The organism is Micromonospora sp. USAFONa4, from assembly GCF_057197825.1.
Window position 1 is genome coordinate 4,774,242 of record NZ_CM170072.1, and the last position, 21,422, is coordinate 4,795,663.

General features: G+C 76.0%; 2 protein-coding genes and 1 pseudogene. All 3 read left to right on the top strand.

The annotated features are described in order from the left end of the window. The first annotated feature begins 21 nt into the window (after positions 1 to 21). The 3 genes and pseudogenes from AC0OO9_RS21100 (at position 22) to AC0OO9_RS21110 (ending at position 21,406) form a co-directional block, all read left to right on the top strand. Positions 22 to 10,872, top strand: a complete 10,851-nt coding sequence (locus tag AC0OO9_RS21100) for a type I polyketide synthase (protein ID WP_484511805.1) — start codon at positions 22 to 24, stop codon at positions 10,870 to 10,872. Between the two features lie 66 nt (positions 10,873 to 10,938). Then, positions 10,939 to 20,151 (top strand): annotated as a pseudogene (locus AC0OO9_RS21105) (type I polyketide synthase); the annotation flags it as partial. A gap of 58 nt (positions 20,152 to 20,209) precedes the next feature. Further along, complete coding sequence (locus tag AC0OO9_RS21110) at positions 20,210 to 21,406, top strand: alpha-hydroxy acid oxidase (RefSeq protein ID WP_421457651.1); 1,197 nt, start codon at positions 20,210 to 20,212, stop codon at positions 21,404 to 21,406. Positions 21,407 to 21,422 lie beyond the last annotated feature (16 nt).

A 21,422-nucleotide genomic window follows, 5' to 3' on the forward strand; every position in this document is an offset into this window, starting at 1 on the left:
AGTGCGAGGAGGGCGACCGTAGTGGCCAACGAGGACAAGCTCCGGGACTACCTGAAGCGGGTCACGGTCGACCTGCAGAAGACCCGGCAGCGCCTGCACGAGGTGGAGGCGTCCGCGCACGAGCCGGTCGCGATCGTCGGTATGGCCTGCCGCTACCCCGGCGGCGTGACGAGTCCCGAGGACCTGTGGCGGCTGGTGGAGTCCGGGACCGACGCCACCGGCGCGTTCCCGACCGACCGCGGCTGGGACCTGGAGTCGCTGTACGACCCCCGGTCGCAGCGGGAGGGCACCTCGTACACCTCGCGCGGCGGTTTCCTGTACGACGCGGCGGACTTCGACCCGACGTTCTTCGGCATCAGCCCCCGCGAGGCGGTCGGCCTGGACCCCCAGCAGCGGTTGCTGCTGGAGGTCGCGTGGGAGACGCTGGAGCGCGCCGGCATCGACCCCACCTCGCTCGCCGGCAGCCCGACCGGCGTCTTCACCGGCCTGATGTACCACGACTACGCGGGCAGCAACAGCTCCGGCAGCGTGGTCTCCGGCCGGGTCGCCTACACCCTGGGGCTGGAGGGGCCGGCGGTCACCGTCGACACCGCCTGCTCGTCGTCGCTCGTCGCGCTGCACCTGGCGATCCAGGCGCTGCGCCGGGGCGACTGCACCCTCGCGCTCGTCGGCGGCGTCTCGGTCATGGCGACGCCGCTGACGTTCGTCGAGTTCTCCCGCCAGCGTGGCCTGTCACCGGACGGGCGGTGCCGCTCGTACTCGGCGGACGCCGACGGCACCGGGTTCGCCGAGGGCGCCGGCGTGCTGCTGGTGGAGCGGCTGTCGGACGCGATCGAGCACGGCCACCGCGTCCTGGCGGTCGTGCGGGGCTCCGCGGTCAACCAGGACGGCGCGTCGAACGGGCTGACCGCGCCCAACGGGCCGTCGCAGCAGCGGGTCATCGAGGCCGCGCTTGTCGACGCGGGCCTGTCGACGCGCCAGGTCGACGTGGTCGAGGGGCACGGCACCGGCACGACCCTGGGCGACCCGATCGAGGCACAGGCGCTGCTCGCCACGTACGGCCAGGACCGGGAGGACCCGCTCTGGCTCGGCTCGGTGAAGTCGAACATCGGCCACACCCAGGCCGCGGCCGGGGTCGCCGGGGTCATCAAGATGGTGGAGGCGATCCGGCGCGGCGTCCTGCCCGCGACGCTGCACGCCGAGCAGCCGTCGGACCAGGTGGACTGGACGGCCGGCAACGTACGGCTGCTGACCGCCGCCACCGAGTGGCCGCAGACCGGGCAGCCGCGCCGGGCCGCGGTCTCGTCGTTCGGGTTCAGCGGCACCAACGCCCACGTGATCGTGGAGCAGGCGCCGGACACCGTCGCCGCGCCCGAACCGGCCGCCGCGCCGGTGACGTCGCTGCTGCTCACCGCCCGCGACGCCAACGCGCTGCGGGACCAGGCGCGGCGGCTCTCCGCCGTGGTGTCGCAGGTGGAGCCGGCCGAGCTGGGTTACGCCCTGGCCACCACCCGGTCCCGCTTCGCGCACCGGGCCGCGGTGCTCGGCGGCACCGCCGGGGAACTGGCCGCCGGCCTGGGCGCCCTGGCCCGTGACGAGCAGGCCGCCAACCTGGTCCGCGGCCGGGTGGCCGACGGCGGGGTCGCGATGCTCTTCTCCGGGCAGGGCGCGCAGCGCCTGGGCATGGGCCGCGGGCTGTACGCGGCGTACCCCGAGTTCGCGGCGGCGTTCGACGAGGTGTGCGCCGCCCTGGACCCGCACCTGGACCGGCCGCTGCGCGACGTCCTCGACACCGAGGACCTGCACCTGACCGGCTGGACCCAGCCCGCCCTGTTCGCCGTCGAGGTGGCCCTGTACCGGCTCGTCCGGTCGTGGGGTGTCACCCCCTCGGTCCTGGCCGGGCACTCGATCGGCGAGCTGGCCGCCGCGCACGTCGCGGGGGTGTTCACGCTCGCCGACGCGGCCCGCCTCGTCGCCGCCCGGGGGCGGCTGATGCAGGCGCTGCCGGCCGGCGGGGCGATGCTCGCCGTGCAGGCCACCGAGGACGAGGTCGCGCCGCTGCTCGGCGCGGACGCCGACATCGCCGCCGTCAACGGCCCGGACTCGGTGGTCGTCTCCGGCACCGAGGAGGCGGTGGCGGCCGTGGCCGAGCGGTTCGCCGACCGCCGCACCCGGCGGCTGACCGTGTCGCACGCCTTCCACTCGCCGCTGATGGACCCGATGCTCGCGCAGTTCCGGGCGGTGGCCGAGACGGTCTCGTACGCGCCGCCGAGCATCCCGCTGGTCTCCACGGTCACCGGCGTGCCCGCGGGCGACGAGCTGGCGACGCCCGACTACTGGGTCGGGCAGGTCCGCGCGACCGTGCGCTTCGCGGACGCGGTACGCGCCGCCGCCGCGACCGGCGCCACGACGTTCCTCGAACTGGGCCCGGACTCGGTGCTCGCCACCATGGCGGCGGACTGCCTGGACGGCGACGTGCTGACCGCGCCGGTGCTGCGCCGGGACCGCGACGAGCCGGGTGCCCTGGTGGAGGCGCTGGCGCGGCTGGAGACCCGGGGCGTCACGCTGGACCCGGAGGCGTTCTACCACCGGTCCGGACGGTCCTGGGTGGACCTGCCGACGTACCCCTTCCAGCACGAGCGTTTCTGGCAGGACAGCGTGGACCCGGCCGGCTCCGGCCAGGCCGGCGACGACGACGGCCTGTGGGCGGCGGTGGACAGCGGTGACCTCGACACGGTGGTCACCACGCTCGACGTGGACCCGCAGGCGCCCCTGGCGTCCGTGCTGCCCGCGCTCTCCGCGTGGCGCCGGGGACGGCAGGAGCGCTCCGCGCTGGACCGCTGGCGCTACGAGGCCCGCTGGGAGCGCCGCCCCGGCGGCACCCCGGCGGCGCTGACCGGCACCTGGCTGCTGGTGGTCGCCGACCCGGCGGCGCCGGGCGACGCGGGCGCGGCGGTGGCCGACGCGCTCACCGCGCACGGCGCCACGGTCGTCACCACCGGCCCGGCGGACCTGGCCGGCCACCTCGACGCGGAACCGGCAGGCGTGGTCTCCCTCCTCGCGCTCGACGAGGCGTTCCTGACCGGCCACCCCGGCGTCCCGGCGGGCGCCGCCGCCACCCTCGACCTGATCCGCGCGCTCGCCGGGCGGGGCGCCAGGCTGTGGTGCCTCACCCGTGGGGCCGTCGCCACCTCCCCGGCCGACCCGGTGACCGGCGTGGCCCAGTCGCAGGTGTGGGGCCTCGGCCGGGTCGCCGCGCTGGAACTGCCCGACACCTGGGGCGGCCTGGTCGACCTGCCCGCCGAGCTGGACGGGCGCGCCGCCGCCGCGCTGGCCGGCGTGCTCGCCGGCATCGGGGAGGACCAGGTCGCGGTGCGCCCGGACGGGGTGTTCGTCCGCCGGCTGCACCGCGCGCCGGTGACCGGCGCCCCGCGCTGGCGCGGCGCGTCCGGCACCGTGCTGATCACCGGTGGCACCGGCACCCTCGGCATCGAGGCCGCCCGCCTGTACGCGCGCCACGGCGCCGAGCGGGTCGTGCTGCTGAGCCGGCGCGGCACCGCCCCCGCCGAGGCGCTCGACGAGCTGCGCGGACTGGGCGCGCAGGTCGACGTCGTCGCCTGCGACGTGGCCGACCGGGCCGCCCTGGCGGCGGTCGTCGACGCCTACCCCGACGTACGCGCCGTGGTGCACGTGGCGGGGCTGGCCCAGCTCACCGGCATCGTCGACATGGACCTCGCCGAGTACGCCGACGTCGTCTCCGCCAAGGTCGCCGGCGCCACCCACCTCGACGCGATCTTCGCCGAGCGGGATCTCGACGAGTTCGTGCTCTTCTCCTCCGTGGCCGGCGTCTGGGGCAGCGGAGGCCAGGCCGCCTACGCCGCCGGCAACGCGCACCTGTGCGCCCTCGCCGAGGCGCGGCGCGCCCGGGGGCAGGTCGCCACCGCCCTCGCCTGGGGCCCGTGGGCCGAGAGCACCCTGGTGGACGACGAGATCTCGGCCTCGCTGCGCAAGCGGGGCCTGGCGCCGATGGCGCCGGAGCGGGCCGTCGCGGCCATGCGTACGGCCCTGGCGGCCGGGGACACGGACGTCGTGCTCGCCGACGTGGACTGGGTCACCTTCGTGCCGTCGTTCACCGCGCTGCGGCCGAGCCGGCTCTTCGACACCATCCCCGAGGCCGTGGCCGACGAGGAACCGGCCGAGGCCTCCGCCTCGTCGGACTTCGCCCGCCGGCTCGCCGACCTGCCCGAGGCGGACCGCCTCGACCACGTCGTCGGGCTGGTCCGCACCCAGGTCGCGCTCACGCTCGGCTACGCGGGCCCGGAGGCGGTCGAGCCGGCCTCCGCGTTCAAGGAACTGGGCTTCGACTCGGTCACCGCCGTGGAGTTCCGCAACCGGATGGTCGAGGCCACCGGCGTACGGCTCTCCGCGGCCGTCGCCTTCGACTACCCGACCCCGGTCGCGCTGGCCGAGCACCTGCTGGAGACCGGTCGCACCGAGGTGGTCGTCGGCACCGTCGCCGCCGACGAGCCGATCGCCATCGTCGGCATGAGCTGCCGCTTCCCCGGGGGCGTCAGCTCGCCCGAGGAGCTGTGGACGATGCTGCGCGAGGGGCGCGACGGCATCGGCCCGTTCCCCACCGACCGCGGCTGGGACCTCGACGGCCTGTTCCACCCCGACCCGGAGCACTCCGGGACCAGCTACGTCCGCGAGGGCGGCTTCCTCGCCGACCTGCCGGGCTTCGACGCGGCCTTCTTCGGCATCAGCCCCCGCGAGGCGGAGGCCATGGACCCGCAGCAGCGGCTGGTGCTGGAGGCGTCCTGGGCGGCCTTCGAGGACGCCGGCATCGACCCGACCGGGCTGCGGGGCAGCGCGACAGGCGTGTACGTCGGCGCCAACAACGTCGACTACGCCCGGATCACCGGCGCGGCCGGGGCGAGCGCGGAAGGCTTCATGGCCACCGGCAACGCCGCGAGCATCCTCTCCGGTCGCCTCTCGTACGTGCTGGGGCTGGAGGGCCCGGCCGTGACCGTGGACACCGCCTGCTCGTCGTCGCTGGTGGCGATGCACCTGGCGGTGCGGGCGCTGCGCTCGGGCGAGTGCGCGATGGCGGTCGCGGGCGGCGTCACCGCCATGTCGACGCCGGGCGCGTTCCTGGAGTTCAGCCGGATGCGCGGGCTCGCCCCGGACGGGCGCTGCAAGGCGTTCGCGGCCGGCGCGGACGGCACCAACTGGGGCGAGGGCATCGGCGTGGTCGTCCTCGAACGGCTCTCCGACGCGCTCGCCGCCGGCCACGAGGTCCTCGCCGTGGTACGCGGGACCGCGGTCAACCAGGACGGCGCGTCCAACGGGCTGACCGCGCCCAACGGCCCCTCGCAGCAGCGGGTCATCCGGCAGGCGCTCGCCGACGCCGGGCTCTCCACCGCCGACGTGGACGTGGTCGAGGCGCACGGCACCGGCACCACGCTTGGCGACCCCATCGAGGTCGACGCGCTCTTCGCCACGTACGGCCGGGACCGCGCCGCCGAGCGCCCGCTCTGGCTGGGCTCGGTGAAGTCGAACATCGGTCACACCCAGGCCGCCGCCGGCGTCGCCGGGGTGATCAAGATGGTGCTCGCGCTGCGGCACGGCGAACTGCCCCGGACCCTGCACGTGGCCGAGCCGACGGCGCACGTCGACTGGTCGGGCGGGGTGCGGCTGCTCGCCGAACCGCAGCCGTGGGGCCGCAACGGCCAGCCGCGTCGCGGCGGCGTCTCGTCGTTCGGGTTCAGCGGCACCAACGCCCACCTCGTCATCGAGGAGGCGCCGGAGGCGCCCGAGGCCGAGCGGACGCCCGACGACGGGCCGGTCGCGCTCGTGCTCTCCGCCCGCTCCGACGGGGCGCTGCGCCGGCAGGCCGCCGACCTCGAGCCGCTCCTGGCCGAGGTGGCGCCCCGCGACCTGGCGTACTCGCTGTCGCTGCGGGCCACCCATCCGCGCCGCGCGGTCGTGGTGGGCGGCGCCGACGAGCTGCGCGCCGGCCTCGCCGCGCTCGCCGCGGGGGAGCCCGCGCCGAACCTGGCCACCGGGGTCGCCGCCGGCACGCCGGGGAAGGTGGCGTTCTCCTTCCCGGGGCAGGGCTCGCAGTGGATCGGCATGGCCGTGGAGCTGCTCGACACCGCCCCGGTCTTCGCCGCCCGGATGGCCGAGTGCGAGGCCGCGCTGGCGCCGCACGTCGACTGGTCCCTGGAGGCCGTCCTGCGGCGGGGGGAGGAGCTGGACCGGGTGGACGTCGTCCAGCCCGTCCTGTTCGCCGTCATGGTGTCGCTGGCCGAGCTGTGGCGCTCCCACGGGGTCGAGCCCGCCGCCGTGGTGGGGCACTCCCAGGGCGAGATCGCCGCCGCCTGCGTGGCGGGCGCGCTCTCCGTGGCGGACGCGGCCAGGGTCGTCGCCCTGCGCAGCCGCGCGCTGCTGCGCCTGTCCGGCAAGGGCGGCATGGTCTCCGTGCCGCTGCCGGTGGCCGAGGTGCGCGACCGGCTGGAGCGCTTCGACGGCCGGGTGACCGTGGCGACCGTCAACGGGCCGCGCTCGACGGTGGCGGCCGGCGAGCTGGACGCCCTCGACGAGCTGCTGGCCGAGTGCCAGCGCGACGGCGTGCGCGCCAAGCGCATCGACGTGGACTACGCGTCGCACTCGGCGTACGTGGAGGAGCTGCACGAGGAGCTGCGCGAGGTGCTGGCCGGGCTGGAGCCCCGCCGGCCCGGGGTGCCGCTCTACTCGACAGTGGACGACCGCTGGCTGGACGACGTCGCGATGGACGCCGAGTACTGGTACCGCAACCTGCGCCAGACCGTCTGGTACGAGCCCGCCGTCCGGGCACTGCTCGACGCGGGCGTCACCACGATCGTCGAGGTCAGCCCGCACCCCGTGCTCACCATCGGCGTGCAGGACGTCATCGACGACGCGGAGGCCACCGCCACCGTGGTCGGCTCGCTGCGTCGCGACGAGGGGGGACTGGCGCGTTTCCTGCTCTCCCTGGGCGAGGCGCACGTGCACGGCGTGCACCCCACGTGGGGTGTCGAGGGCGCGCGCCGGGTCCGGCTGCCCGGCTACCCGTTCCAGCACGAGCGGTACTGGCCGGCCGTCGGCACGGCCACCGCCGACGCGGCCGGGCTGGGGCTCGCCGCCACCGAGCACCCGCTGCTCGGCGCGGCGGTCGCGCTGGCCGACACCGACGGCCTGCTCTTCACCGGCCGCATCTCGGTGGCCGCGCACCCGTGGCTGGCCGACCACCGGGTCGGCGGGCAGGTGTTCGTGCCCGGGACCGCGCTCGTGGATCTCGCGGTGCGTGCCGGCGACGAGGTCGACTGCGGCCGGGTCGAGGAGCTGACCCTGACCGCGCCCCTGGTGCTGCCGGAGAAGGGCGGGGTCCAGGTGCAGCTGCGCGTCGGCGCGCCCGACGAGAACGGGCAGCGGCAGCTGACCGTCCACTCCCGGCCGGACGGGGTCGCCACCGACGCGGCGCCGTGGGTGCGCAACGGCGTCGGCCTGCTCGCCCCCGGGGAGCCGGCGGGCGGCTTCGACACCGCGTGGCCGCCGGCGGCCGAGCCGGTCGCGTCCGACGAGCTGTACGCCACCCTGGCCGCGGCCGGTCTCACGTACGGCCCGACGTTCCAGGGCGTACGCCGGGTGTGGCGGCAGGGCGAGGACATCTTCGCCGAGGTGGCCCTGCCGGCGGAGGCTGCCCGGACGGCGGCCGGGTACGGCCTGCACCCGGCGCTGCTCGACGCCGCGCTGCACCCGCTCGCGCTCGTCACCAGCGGCACCGAGGCGCTGCTGCCGTTCGAGTGGAGCGGCGTCTCCGTGCACGCCGTCGGCGCGACGGAGCTGCGCGTCCGGCTGCGTCCGCGCGGCCGGAACACGGTCGCGGTGACCGTCGCCGACCAGGGCAACACCGTGGTCGCCGAGGTCGAGTCGCTGGTGCTGCGGGAGGCCACCGCCCCCGCGCAGCCGAGCACGCACCACGACGCCCTGTTCCGCCTGGAGTGGACCCCGGTCGCCGCGCCGGCGACCGCGCCGGACGCCCGCTGGGCGGCCCTCGGTGGGTGCACCCTGCCGCAGGACGCCGGCCTCGTCACCGACGCGTACCCGGACCTGGCGACCCTGCGGGCCCGGGTGGCCGACGGCGCGCCGACGCCCGCCCTGGTCGTGCTGCCCTGCGCGGCCGGCGCGGCCGACGACCCCGCCGGGGCGGCCCACCGGGTCGTCCACGACACCCTCGCGGTGCTGCGCGAGTGGCTCGCCGACGAGCGGTTCGCCGACGCCCGGCTGGTCGTCGTCACCCGGGACGCGGTGAGCGTGCAGGAGGCGGCCCCCGACCTGTCCAGCTCACCGGTGTGGGGCCTGCTCCGGTCGGCCCAGAGCGAGCACCCGGACCGCTTCGTCCTGCTCGACGTCGACGACCGCGAGCCGCACCGGGCGCTCGCGGCGGCGGTCGCGGCCGACGAGCCGCAGCTCGCTGTCCGCGACGGCGTCCTGCTGGCCCCCCGGCTCGCCCGCGCGGCGAGCAGCCCCGCGCTGGCGGCGCCGCCGGCCGAGCGCTGGCGGCTGGACGTCACCGAACGCGGCACGCTGGACAACCTGGCGCTGCTGCCCGAGGCGGAGGAACCGCGCCCGCTGGGGTCGGGCCAGGTGCGCATCGCGATGCGGGCCGCCGGCCTGAACTTCCGGGACGTGCTGATCGCCCTCGACATGTACCCCGGCGGCGGCGTGATGGGCGGCGAGGGAGCCGGCGTGGTCGTCGAGACCGCGCCGGACGTGACCGGCGTCGCGGTCGGCGACCGGGTCATGGGCCTGTTCTACGGCGCCTTCGGCACCGAGGTGGTCACCGACGCGCGGATGGTCGTGCCGGTGCCGTCGGGCTGGTCGTTCGCCACGGCGGCGTCGACGCCTATCGCGTTCTGCACCGCCTACTACGCGCTTGTCGACCTGGCCCAGGTCAAGCCGGGGGAGCGGGTGCTGGTGCACGCCGCGGCCGGTGGCGTCGGCATGGCGGCGGTCCGCCTCGCCCGGCACCTCGGCGCGGAGGTGTACGGCACCGCCAGCACCGGCAAGTGGGACGCGCTGCGCGCGATGGGGCTGCCGGACACGCACATCGGCAACTCCCGCACCCTGGAGTTCGAGGAGCGCTTCGGCGCGGCCGGCATCGACGTGGTGATCGACTCGCTGGCGAAGGAGTTCGTCGACGCCTCGCTGCGCCTGCTCGGCGCGGGCGGCCGGTTCGTCGAGATGGGCAAGACCGACGTGCGGGACCCGGACCGGGTCGCCGCCGACCACCCCGGCGTCGCCTACCAGGCGTTCGACCTGCTCGCCATCGACCCGGACCGGGTCGGCGCGATCCTGCGCGACGTGGTCGCCCTGTTCGGGACGGGCGACCTCACGCCGCTGCCGGTGCGGCCGTACGACATCCGTCGCGCCCCGGAGGCGTTCCGGTTCATGTCGAAGGCCCGGCACGTCGGCAAGCTCGTGCTCACCGCGCCGCCCCGGCGGGACCCCGACGGCACGGTGCTCGTCACGGGCGGCACCGGCACCCTCGGCGGTCTGCTGGCCCGGCACCTGGTGACCCGGCGCGGGGTGCGGCACCTCCTGCTGACCAGCCGCCGTGGCCCGGACGCCCCCGGGGCCGCCGAGCTGGTGGCCGAGCTGACCTCGTACGGCGCGGAGGTCACCGTCGCGGCGTGCGACGCGGCGGACCGCGCGGCGCTGGCCGGGACCCTGGCCCGGGTGCCCGCCGCGCACCCGCTGACCGCCGTGGTGCACACGGCGGGCGTCCTCGACGACGGCCTGGTCGCCGCGCTGACCCCGGAGCAGGTCGACGCGGTGCTGCGGCCCAAGGTCGACGCGGCGGTCAACCTGCACGAGCTGACCCTGGACGCCGAGCTGGCCGAGTTCGTCGTGTTCTCCGCGGCGGCCGGCACGATGGGCGGCCCCGGGCAGGGCAACTACGCGGCGGCGAACACCTTCCTGGACGCGCTCGTGGCGCGGCGCCGGGCGGCCGGGCTGCCCGCCCGTTCGCTGGCCTGGGGCCTGTGGAGCGAGGCGAGCGGGATGACCGCGCATCTCGACGCCAACGACCGCGCCCGGATGGCCCGCGTCGGCCTGCTGGAGCTGTCGGTGGAGCAGGGCATGGCGCTGTACGACGCGGCGGAGCTGGTCGACGAGTCGCTGCTGGTGCCGATGCCGATGGACCCGGCGGCGCTGCGCGAGCTGGGCCGCTCGGGCCTGCTGCCCGCGCTGCTGCGTGGCCTGGTGCGGGGCCCGTCCCGACGGTCGGTCGAGCAGGCGGCGCAGTCGCCCGGCGCCCTGCGCGACCACCTGGCGAGCCAGAGCGGCCCGCAGCGGCGGCACACCGCGCTGGAGTTCGTCAAGGCACAGGCCGCCGCCGTGCTCGGGCACGCCGGCGCGAGCGCGGTGGACCCCGACCGGCCGTTCACCGAGCTGGGCTTCGACTCGCTCACCGCTGTCGAGTTCCGTAACCGGCTGAAGGCGGCCACCGGCCTGAAGCTCTCCGCCACCATGGTGTTCGACCACCCGACCGCCGCGGCGCTCACCGACCACCTGCTGGCCGGGCTGGCCCCGGCCGAGGTGGACCCGGCCGCGGGGCTGTTGGCCGAGCTGGACCGGCTGGAGCGCTCGTTCGCGCAGGCCGGTGCGGCGGGTCTGGAGGACGCGGTCAAGGCACGGATTACCGATCGGTTGCACGCGGTGATGTCGAATTGGCGTGGCAGGTCCGACGTGGACGCCGAACCCGACGGACCGGACGTGGGCCTGGTGCTGAAGACCGCCTCCGCCGACGAGCTGTTGCGGTTCATCGACGACGAACTCGGCGCCGCCTGAACCGGACGCGCTGAGGAGGGCTTACTGATGGCGAACGAAGAGCAGCTTGTCGAGTACCTCCGGCGCGTGACGGCCGACCTGCACGAGACGCGGCGCAAGCTGCGTACCGCGACGGAGCGGGAGCCGATCGCCATTGTCGGCATCGGCTGCCGCTTCCCCGGCGGCGTGCGCTCCGCCGACGACCTGTGGGAGCTGGTGTCGTCCGGCGGCGACGGCATCACCGACTTCCCCACCAACCGGGGCTGGGACCTGGACGACCTGTTCGACCCGGACAGCGGCTCCGGCACCAGCTACGTGCGGCGGGGCGGCTTCATCCCGGACGCCACCGACTTCGACGCGGGCTTCTTCGGCATCAGCCCGCGCGAGGCGCTCGCCATGGACCCGCAGCAGCGGCTGATGCTGGAGACGTCGTGGGAGGCGTTCGAGCACGCCGGGATCGACCCGCACTCGCTGCGGGGCAGCCGGACCGGCGTGTTCGTCGGCGCGAACAGCGTCGAGTACCTGAACGCCATGCAGCGCGACGTGGACGCGCTGATCGGCTACACGATGACCGGGGTCGCGGGCAGCGTCGTGTCCGGCCGGGTGTCGTACGTGCTGGGGCTGGAGGGTCCGGCCGTCACCGTGGACACGGCCTGCTCGTCGTCGCTGGTGGCGGTGCACGTGGCCGCGCACGCGCTGCGCAGCGGCGACTGCGACCTCGCGCTGGCCGGCGGCACCTGCGTCATCTCCACGCCCGGCACGTTCATCGAGTTCTCCAGCCAGAAGGGGCTCGCCCCGGACGGCCGGGTCAAGGCGTTCGCCTCGGCGGCGGACGGCACCGCGTTCGGCGAGGGCGTCGGCGTACTGGTGCTGGAGAAGCTGTCGGACGCGCGCCGCAACGGGCACCGAGTCCTGGCGGTGGTACGCGGCTCGGCCGTCAACCAGGACGGCGCGTCGAACGGCCTCACGGCGCCGAACGGGCCGTCGCAGCAGCGGGTCATCCGGGCCGCGCTGGCGAACGCCGGGCTCACCACGGCCGACGTGGACGCGGTGGAGGCGCACGGCACGGGCACCACGCTGGGCGACCCGATCGAGGCCCAGTCGCTCATCGCCACCTACGGCCAGGAGCGTGACCGGCCGCTCTGGCTCGGCTCGGTGAAGTCGAACTTCGGGCACACCCAGGCCGCCGCCGGCGTCGCGGGCGTGATCAAGATGGTCATGGCGCTGCGGCACGAGGAGCTGCCCCGCACCCTGCACGTCGACAAGCCGTCGCACCACGTGGACTGGGCCGACGGCGCCGTCCAGCTGCTCAGCGAGCCGGTGCGGTGGCCACGGGGCGAGAACCCGCGGCGGGCGGGGGTCTCGTCGTTCGGCATCTCGGGCACCAACGCCCACGTGCTGATCGAGGAACCACCGGCCGCCGAGGCCCCGCAGAGCGCCCCGCCGGCCGAGGGCCCCGCCACGTGGGTGCTGTCGGCCCGGACCGAGGCGGCGCTGCGCGAGCAGGCGGTCCGGCTGCGCGACCGCCTGACCGACGACCTCGGCACGCACGACGTCGCGTACGCGCTCGCCAGCACCCGCGCCCGCCTACCGCACCGCGCCGTCCTCGTGGGGGACCGGGACGAGCTGTCCGCCGCGCTCGACGCGCTCGCCGACGGCGGCGCGGCCCGCAACCTCGTCACCGGGCTCGCCGACGCCGGCGAGCGCACCGCGTTCCTCTTCCCCGGCCAGGGCTCGCAGTGGCTGGGCATGGCCGCCGAGCTGCTGGACACCGCACCCGTCTTCGCCGAGCGGATGGCGGAGTGCGCCACCGCCGTGGACCGGCACACCGACTGGTCGCTGCTCGACGTGCTGCGCGGCGTCCCCGGTGCCGCCTCCCTGGAGCGGGTCGACGTCGTCCAGCCGGCGCTGTTCGCCATGATGGTCTCGCTGGCGGCGCTGTGGCGCTCGCACGGGATCGAGCCCGCCGCCGTCGTCGGGCACTCCCAGGGCGAGATCGCCGCCGCCTGCGTGGCCGGCTCGCTCACCCTGGACGACGCCGCCCTGGTGGTGACCCGGCGCAGCCAGCTGATCGCCGTGGACCTCGCCGGGCGGGGCGGCATGGTGTCCGTGTCCGAGCCGGTCGCGAGCCTCGCCCGGCGCCTGCGGCCCGGGCTGTCGGTCGCCGCCGTGAACGGGCCGTCCACCGTGGTCGTCTCCGGCGCGCCCGAGGCGCTCGACGAGCTGCTCGCCGAGTGCGAGCGCGACGGGGTCCGCGCGCGGCGCATCGACGTCGACTACGCCTCGCACTCCGCGCACGTCGAGTCGATGCGCGACGAGCTGCTCCGGGTCCTCGCCGGCGTGCGGCCCCGCACCGGCGACGTGCCGCTCTACTCGACCGTCACCGGTGAGCTGCTCGACACCGCCGAGCTGGTCGCCGAGTACTGGTACCGCAACCTGCGGCAGACCGTCGAGTTCGAGCAGACCGTACGCGGCGTCATCGCCGACGGCATCGACTCCTTCGTCGAGGTCAGCTCGCACCCGGTGCTCGTACCCGCCGTGCAGGACCTGCTCGACGAGGCGGGCGGCGGCTCGGTCGTCGGCACGCTGCGCCGCGACGAGGGCGGCCTGCGCCGGTTCCTGCTGTCGCTGGGGCAGGCGCACACCCGGGGCGTGCAGCCGGACTGGGCCACGCTGGTCACCGCCCCCGCCGGACCGGTCGCCCTGCCCACGTACGCCTTCCAGCGCCGCACCTACTGGCCCAGCGGGGCGGGCGGCCCGGTCGACGCCACCGGCCTCGGCCTCGGCTCCACCGGCCACCCGCTGCTCGGCGCGACCGTGTCGCTGGCCGGCGCGGACGGGGTGCTGCTCACCGGCCGGCTGTCGACCTCGGCGCACCCGTGGCTCGCCGACCACCGGGTGGCGGGCCGGATCCTCCTGCCCGGCACGGCCTTCGTCGAGCTGGCGGTCCGCGCCGGCGACGAGGTGGGCGCAGGCGAGGTCGAGGAGCTGACGCTCGAAGCGCCCCTGGTGGTGCCGGAGCGGGGCGCGGTGCAGGTCCAGCTCCGCGTCGGCGAGCCCGGCCCGGACGGCGCCCGGCGGCTGACCGTCCACTCGCGGCCCGACGGCGACGGCCCGTGGACTCGGCACGCCACCGGCACCCTGGGCACCGGGAACTCCGGCGCCGACGACCGCGCGGCGGCCCCGGCGGGCGTCTGGCCGCCCGAGGGCGCCGAGGCCCTGGACACCGCCGAGCTGTACGACCGGTTCGCGGCGCTCGACGTGACGTACGGCCCCGCCTTCGGCGGCCTGGGGTCGGTGTGGCGGCGGGGCGACGAGCTGTTCGCCGAGGTCACCGCCCCCGAGACGGCGAAGGTCGCGGGCTTCGGCCTGCACCCCGCGGTGCTCGACGCGGCGCTGCACCCGCTCGGCCTGGGCGTGTTCACCTCCGACGACGGCGAGGGTGGGCCCTGGCTGCCCTTCGCCTGGCACGGGGTGACCCTGCACGCCACCGGTGCCGCCCGGCTGCGGGTCACCATCCGGTCGGCGGGCCCGAACGCCGTCGCGGTGACCGTCGCCGATCACGCGGGTGCGCCGGTCGCCACGATCGACGCGCTGGCCGTGCGCCGCCTGCCCGCGAACGCGCTCGCCGACCTGACCAACCCGCGCCACCAGGCGATGCACGTGCTCGACTGGGTGCCCGTCCCGGTGACCGACGGCGCGGCCACGCTGGCGGTCGTGGGCGGCGAGCTGCCCGGCGCCACCGCGTACGACAGCCTCGCCGCGATCGGCGAGGTACCCGACTTCGTGGTCCTCCCGGTCACCTCCGACGGCGACGACCTGGTCGGGGTCACCTACCGGGCGGTGGAGCACGCCCTCGCCGCCGTCCAGGAGTGGCTCGCCGACGACCGGTTCGCCGCCGCCCGCCTGGTCGTGCTGACCGAGGGGGCCACCGACGCGACCCGGCCGGCGCTCGCCGCCGTGTGGGGCCTGCTGCGTTCGGCCGCGTCCGAGAACCCCGGCCGGATCGTGCTCGTCGACGTGGCGGGCGGGCAGTGGGCGCCGAACCTCGTGCCGGCGCTGCGCTCGGGCGAGCCGCAGCTCGCCCTGCGCCGCACCGAGGTCCTCGTACCCCGCATCGCGAAGGCGTCCGGGCAGCCGGGCACGCCACCGGAGATCACCGGCACGGTCCTCGTCACGGGGGCGTCGGGCACGCTCGGCCGCCTCGTCGCCCGGCACCTCGTCGCGCGGCACGGCGTCCGTCGCCTCGTGCTCGCGGGCCGTCGCGGCATGACCGGGGACCTGCGGACGCTGCACGACGAGCTGACCGCCCAGGGCGTGCACGTGACCGTCGCCGCCTGCGACGCCGCCGACCGCGAGGCGCTGGCCGCGCTCGTCGCGGAGCACCCGCCCACGGCGGTCGTGCACACGGCCGGCGTCCTGGACGACGGGATGATCCCGTCGCTCACGCCGGAGCGTGTCGCGACCGCGCTGCGCCCCAAGGTCGACGCGCTCGTCAACCTGCACGAGCTGGTCGGCGACGTGAGCGCCTTCGTCGTCTTCTCCTCCGCCGCGGGCGTCCTCGGCGGCCCCGGCCAGGGCAACTACGCGGCGGCCAACGCCTTCGTCGACGCGTTCGCCGCGTACCGGCGCGCCCTGGGCCTGCCCGCGGTGTCGCTGGCCTGGGGCATGTGGGCGGAGCGCACCGGCCTCACCGGCGCGCTCGACGACGCCGACCTCGCCCGGATGCGGCGCTCCGGCGTGCGGCCCCTCTCCACCGAGGACGGGCTCGCGCTCTTCGACGAGGCGCTCGGCGCGCCCGAGGCCGCCCTCGTGCCGATCCACCTGGACCTCGCCGCCCTGCGGGAGCAGGCGACCGGCGGCGTGCTGCCCCCGGTGCTGCGTGGCCTGGTCCGCACCCCGGCACGGCGCCAGGTCTCCGCCGACGCCGCGGCGGCCTCCGACCTGGTCGCGGCCCTCGCCGGTCGCGGCCCGGCCGAGCGCCGCAAGGAGCTGGTCGACATCGTCCGTACGCAGGTCGCGGTCGTGCTCGGGCACGGCGGCGCCGAGGCGGTGGGCGCGACGAAGGCGTTCAAGGAACTGGGCTTCGACTCGCTCACCGCCGTCGAGTTCCGCAACCGCCTCAATGCGGTCGTCGGCCTGCGGCTGCCCGTCACGCTGGTCTTCGACTACCCGAACCCCACCGCGCTGGCCGAGCACCTGGACGCGGAACTCTTCGCCGGTGGGTCGGCCGCAGCCGTGGTCGTGGCCGCCACCGACGGCACCGACGACCCCATCGCGATCGTCGGCATGGGCTGCCGGTTCCCCGGCGGCGCCACCTCCCCGGAGAAGCTGTGGGACCTGGTCGCGGGGGGCGTCGACGCGGTGGCCGGCTTCCCGACCGACCGGGGCTGGGACATCGACAACCTCGTCGACCCGGACCCGGACAAGCCCGGCCGCACCTACTGCGGGGAGGGCGCCTTCCTGTACGACGCGGCCTGGTTCGACGCCGAGTTCTTCGGCATCTCCCGCCGCGAGGCCCTGGCCATGGACCCGCAGCAGCGGCTGTTCCTGGAGACCTCGTGGGAGGCCGTCGAGCGCGCCGGCATCGATCCCACCACCCTGCGCGGCAGTCGCACCGGGGTGTTCGCCGGCCTGATGTACCACGACTACACCGCGCACCTTCAGCACCTGCCTCCCGAGCTCGACGGCTTCATCGGCACCGGCGTCGCCGGCGGCGTGGTCTCCGGCCGGGTGTCGTACGCGCTGGGCCTGGAGGGGCCGGCGGTCACCGTCGACACAGCGTGCTCGTCCTCGCTGGTCACCCTGCACCTGGCCGCCCAGTCGCTGCGCCGGGGCGAGTGCACGCTCGCCCTGGCCGGTGGCGTGACCGTGCTCGCGACGCCCAACGCGTTCATCGACTTCAGCCGCCAGCGGGCCCTCGCGCCGGACGGCCGGTGCAAGTCCTTCGCGGCCGGCGCCGACGGCACCGGCTGGGGTGAGGGCGTCGGCGTGCTGGTGCTCGAACGGCTCTCCGACGCGCGCCGCAACGGCCACCCGGTGCTCGCCGTCGTACGCAGCACCGCCGTCAACCAGGACGGCGCGAGCAACGGCATGACCGCGCCGAACGGGCCGTCCCAGCAGCGCCTGGTCAACCAGGCGCTCGCCGACGCGGGGCTGCGACCGGCCGACGTGGACGCCGTCGAGGCGCACGGCACCGGCACCACCCTGGGCGACCCGATCGAGGCCCGGTCGCTCATCGCGACGTACGGGCGCGACCGGGGCGAGCACCCGCTCTGGGTCGGCTCGATCAAGTCGAACATCGGGCACACCCAGGCCGCCGCCGGCGTCGCCGGGGTGATCAAGATGGTGGAGGCGATCCGGCACGGCCTGCTGCCGCCGACCCTGCACGTCGACGCGCCGTCGCCGCACGTGGACTGGGCGGACGGGGCCGTCCAACTGCTGACCGCGGCGGTGCCGTGGCCGGAGACGGGCCGCCCGCGTCGCGCCGGCGTCTCCTCGTTCGGCATCTCCGGCACCAACGCGCACGCGATCATCGAGCAGGCGCCCGAGCCCGTGGTGGTGGACTCGACGGCCGAGGTGCCGGTGGTGCCCCTGGTGGTGTCCGGCCGGGACCAGGCCGCGCTGCGGGACCAGGCGGCCCGCCTCGCCGCGCACCTCACCGACGCGGCGTCCGCCGTGGACGCCGGCTTCTCGCTGGCCACCACCCGTACCGCCCTGCGGCACCGGGCGGTCGTGCTCGGCCGGGACCTGGCCGAGCTGCGCGCCGGACTGGCCGCACTGGCCCGTGGCGAGAACGCCCCCGGGGTCGTCGGCGGGGTCGCCGACACCGCCGGGGCGACCGCCGTGCTCTTCACCGGGCAGGGGTCGCAGCGGGTCGCGATGGCGGGGGAACTGTTGGGCTTCCCGGTGTTCGCGGCGGCGTTCGACGAGGTGTGCGGGGAACTGGACAGGCATCTTGAGCGGCCGTTGCGGGAGGTGTTGGACACCGAGCAGGTGCATCAGACGGGGTGGGCGCAGCCGGCGTTGTTCGCGGTGGAGGTGGCGCTGTTCCGGTTGTTCGAGTCGTGGGGGGTGCGGCCGGACTTCGTGGCGGGGCACTCGATCGGTGAGCTGGCGGCGGCGCACGTGGCGGGGGTCCTCACCCTGCCGGACGCCGCCCGGCTGGTGGCCGCCCGCGGCCGGCTGATGCAGGCGCTGCCGACCGGCGGCGCGATGGTGGCCGTACGCGCCACCGAGGACGAGGTCGTCCCGCTGCTCTCCGACGCCGTGGCGATCGCCGCCGTGAACGGGCCGGAGTCGGTGGTGCTCTCCGGCGAGGAGGCCGCCACCCTGGCGGTCGCCGAAAAGTTGGCTGCCAGCGGCCGCAAGACCAGGCGGCTCACCGTGTCGCACGCGTTCCACTCGCCGCTGATGGAGCCCATGCTCGACGAGTTCCGCGCGGTGGCCAGGTCCGTCACCCACCACCCGCCGACGATCCCGGTGCTCTCCACGGTCACCGGTGAGCCCGCCGAGCTGACCCCCGAGTACTGGGTGCGTCAGGTACGGGCGACGGTCCGGTTCGCCGCGGCCGTCGAGGCGCTGGCGGCACGCGGCGTACGCACCTTCCTCGAACTGGGCCCGGACGCGGTGCTCACCGCGCTCGGCCGGGAGTGCGTGGCCGACGGCGAGTTCGTGCCCGCCCAGCGCGCCGACCGGGACGGGCCGCAGGTGGCGACGGAGGCGCTCGCCCGCCTGCACAACCGCGGGGTACCCGTCGACTGGCCGGCCTTCTTCGCCGGCGCGCGCCCGGTCGCCCTGCCCACGTACGCCTTCCAGCGCACCCGCCTGTGGCCGGACCCGCCCGCCGCCGCCGCGCCCGGCGACGACTTCTGGGCCGCGGTCGAGCGCGACGACCTGGGCGCGCTGCTGGGCCTGGACGACACCGCGACCCTGAAGGACGTGGCGGTGGCGCTGTCGTCGTGGCGACGCGGGCCCGCGCCCGGCTACCAGCTGCGGTGGTCCCCGGTCACGGAGCTGCCGGTGCCCGCGCTGCGGGGCGTGTGGCTGGTGCCGGCGGACGCCGACCGGATCGGCGAGGCGATGGCCCGGCACGGCGCCGACGTCCGCGTGTACCGCGAGGGCACGGCGGACGAGCTGCTCGACCTGGTGCCCGAACACGTGGCGGCGGGGGTGCTGACGACGTCCGCCGGCCCCACCCCGGCCGGGCTGCTGCGGGCCCTCGACGAGTCCCGCGTCGAGGCTCCCGTGTGGTGCCTGACCCGGGGCGCGGCCGCGGTCACCCCCACCGAGCGGATCACCGACCTGGACGGGGCGGCGGCGTACGGCTTCGGGCGGTCCACCGCCCTCGCCACGCCCCGGGCCTGGGGCGGGGTCGTCGACCTGCCGGAGACGCTCGACGAGCGGACGCTGACCGCCCTGTGCCGGGTGCTCACCCGGGGCGCCGGCGAGGACCAGGTGGCGCTGCGCTCGGCGGGCGTCTTCGCCCGCCGGCTCGTCGCGGCCCCCGCGCCGACCGGTGAGCCGTGGCGCCCGGCGGGCCCGGTCGCGCTGCACGGCGGGCCGCTGGCGGACCGGATCGCGGCCCTGCTGGAGGCGGCGGGCGCGACGGTCACCACGGGGGCCGCCGACACGGTGGTCGTCACCAGCGACGCCGACGACCCGGTCGCGACCGCCCTCGCCGCCAGCGCCGAGCGGCTCGTGCTCGTGCACACGGCCGACGAGCTGTTCGGTCTCGCCGGCGCCGCCGGGACGGCCGCCGTGTTCGACGCGATCGCCCAGCAGCGCGACGGGGTTGTGTCGATCGCGGTCGGCCCGGACGTCACCGTCGAGCAGTTCGGCGCGGCGGTGGGCACGGGCGCGGCCGGCCGGGTCGCCGCCGCCGTGGACTGGCCCTCGTTCGTGCCCGACTACACCCGGTACCGGCCGAGCCCGCTGCTGCGGGACCTGCCGGACGCGATGCGCCACGTCACCGAGGCCGCCGAGGACACGCTCGACGCCGACAGCCCCGACGCGTTGCGCCGGCTGCTCGACGGCGCCGACGAGGCCGAGACCCGCGCGGTGCTGTCCCACGTGGTACGGGCCCAGACCGCCTACACGCTCGGTCTGCCGTCGGCCGCCACGGTCGACGAGAACCAGGAGTTCCTCGACATCGGTTTCTCCTCCCTCACCGCCGTGGAACTGCGGCGCCGGCTCGAGGCTCTCACCGGGCTGGAGCTGACCGCCGCGCTCGTCTACGACCACCCGACGCCTGCCGAGGTGGTCGAGGAACTGCTCGCCCAGCGGGCCCTCGTCGCGTAGCAGACCCCCCACGACGAGGAGCGGACCTTCGTCACCCCCCTCTCGGAAGGAAGCCCCCATGAGCAAGTCCGCTCGGATGAGCACGCTGATCAAGCCGCCCAAGGTGGCGTGGAACCCGACGGAACGCCGGCTGCTGCGCGCGGCGGGCATCGCCGACCTGCGCGACGTGGCCCGCCGGGCGGTGCCCCGGATGGTGTTCGACTACTGCGACGGGGCGGCGGACAGCGAGCGCAGCCTCAGCCGCGCCCGGGAGACGTTCGCCAACATCGAGTTCCAGCCGTCGGTGCTGCGCGACGTGTCCCACCTGGACACCAGCCGGACGGTGCTCGGCAAGCGGCAGAAGCTGCCGTTCGCCCTGGCGCCGGTCGGTTTCAACCGGGTGATGCACGCCGAGGGCGAGCCGGCCGTCGCGTCGGTGGCGCAGCAGTTCGGCATCCCGTACTCGGTCTCCACCCTCGCGACCACCTCGCTGGCGGACGTCGCCGCCGCCGCGCCGGAGGGCCGGCACTGGTTCCAGCTGTACTTCGCCGAGGACCGGGCGATGGTCAAGGAACTGATCGCGCTCGCCGAGGAGGCGAAGTTCGACACCATCCTGCTGACGCTGGACACGCCGATCTCCGTGCCGCGCCGCCGCGACATCCGCAACGGCCTGACCATCCCGCCGTCGATGAGCGTCGGCACCATCGCCGAGGCGTTCCTGCACCCGGGCTGGTGGATGCGGCAGTGGCGGGCCGGCACGCCGTCCCCGCAGGTGCTCAAGGCCACCGGCGGGTCCGCGTCCGACATGATCAAGCGGGTGTTCAACCCGCGGCTGTCCATCGACGACGTCGAGTGGCTGCGCGGCGCCTGGTCGGGCAAGCTCGTCGCCAAGGGCGTGCAGAGCGTCGCCGACGCCAGGCGGGTCGCGGACGTCGGGGTCGACGGGGTGTGGCTGTCCACGCACGGCGGACGCAAGCTCGACCGGGCCCCGGTGCCCGTCGAGCTGCTGCCCGACGTCGTGGACGAGGTGGGCGACCGGGTCGAGGTGCTCGTCGACACCGGCATCACCTCGGGCGCGGACATCGTGGCGGCGATCGCCCTGGGCGCCAGCGCCGCGGTGGTCGGTCGGGCCTACCAGTACGGGCTGATGGCCGGCGGCCGGCGCGGCGTCGTACGGGCCATGGAGATCCTGAGCCGGGAGATCGAGGTCACCATGAAGCTGCTCGGGGTCTCCTCGGTGGGCGAGCTGAACCGTTCGCACGTCAGGTTCCGCTGATTCCCGCCGTTTCTCG

What these genes read in the sequence shown, in the direction of transcription:
- AC0OO9_RS21110 (WP_421457651.1), top strand. Translation starts at nt 20,210, where the DNA reads ATGAGCAAGTCCGCTCGGATGAGCACGCTGATCAAGCCGCCCAAGGTG.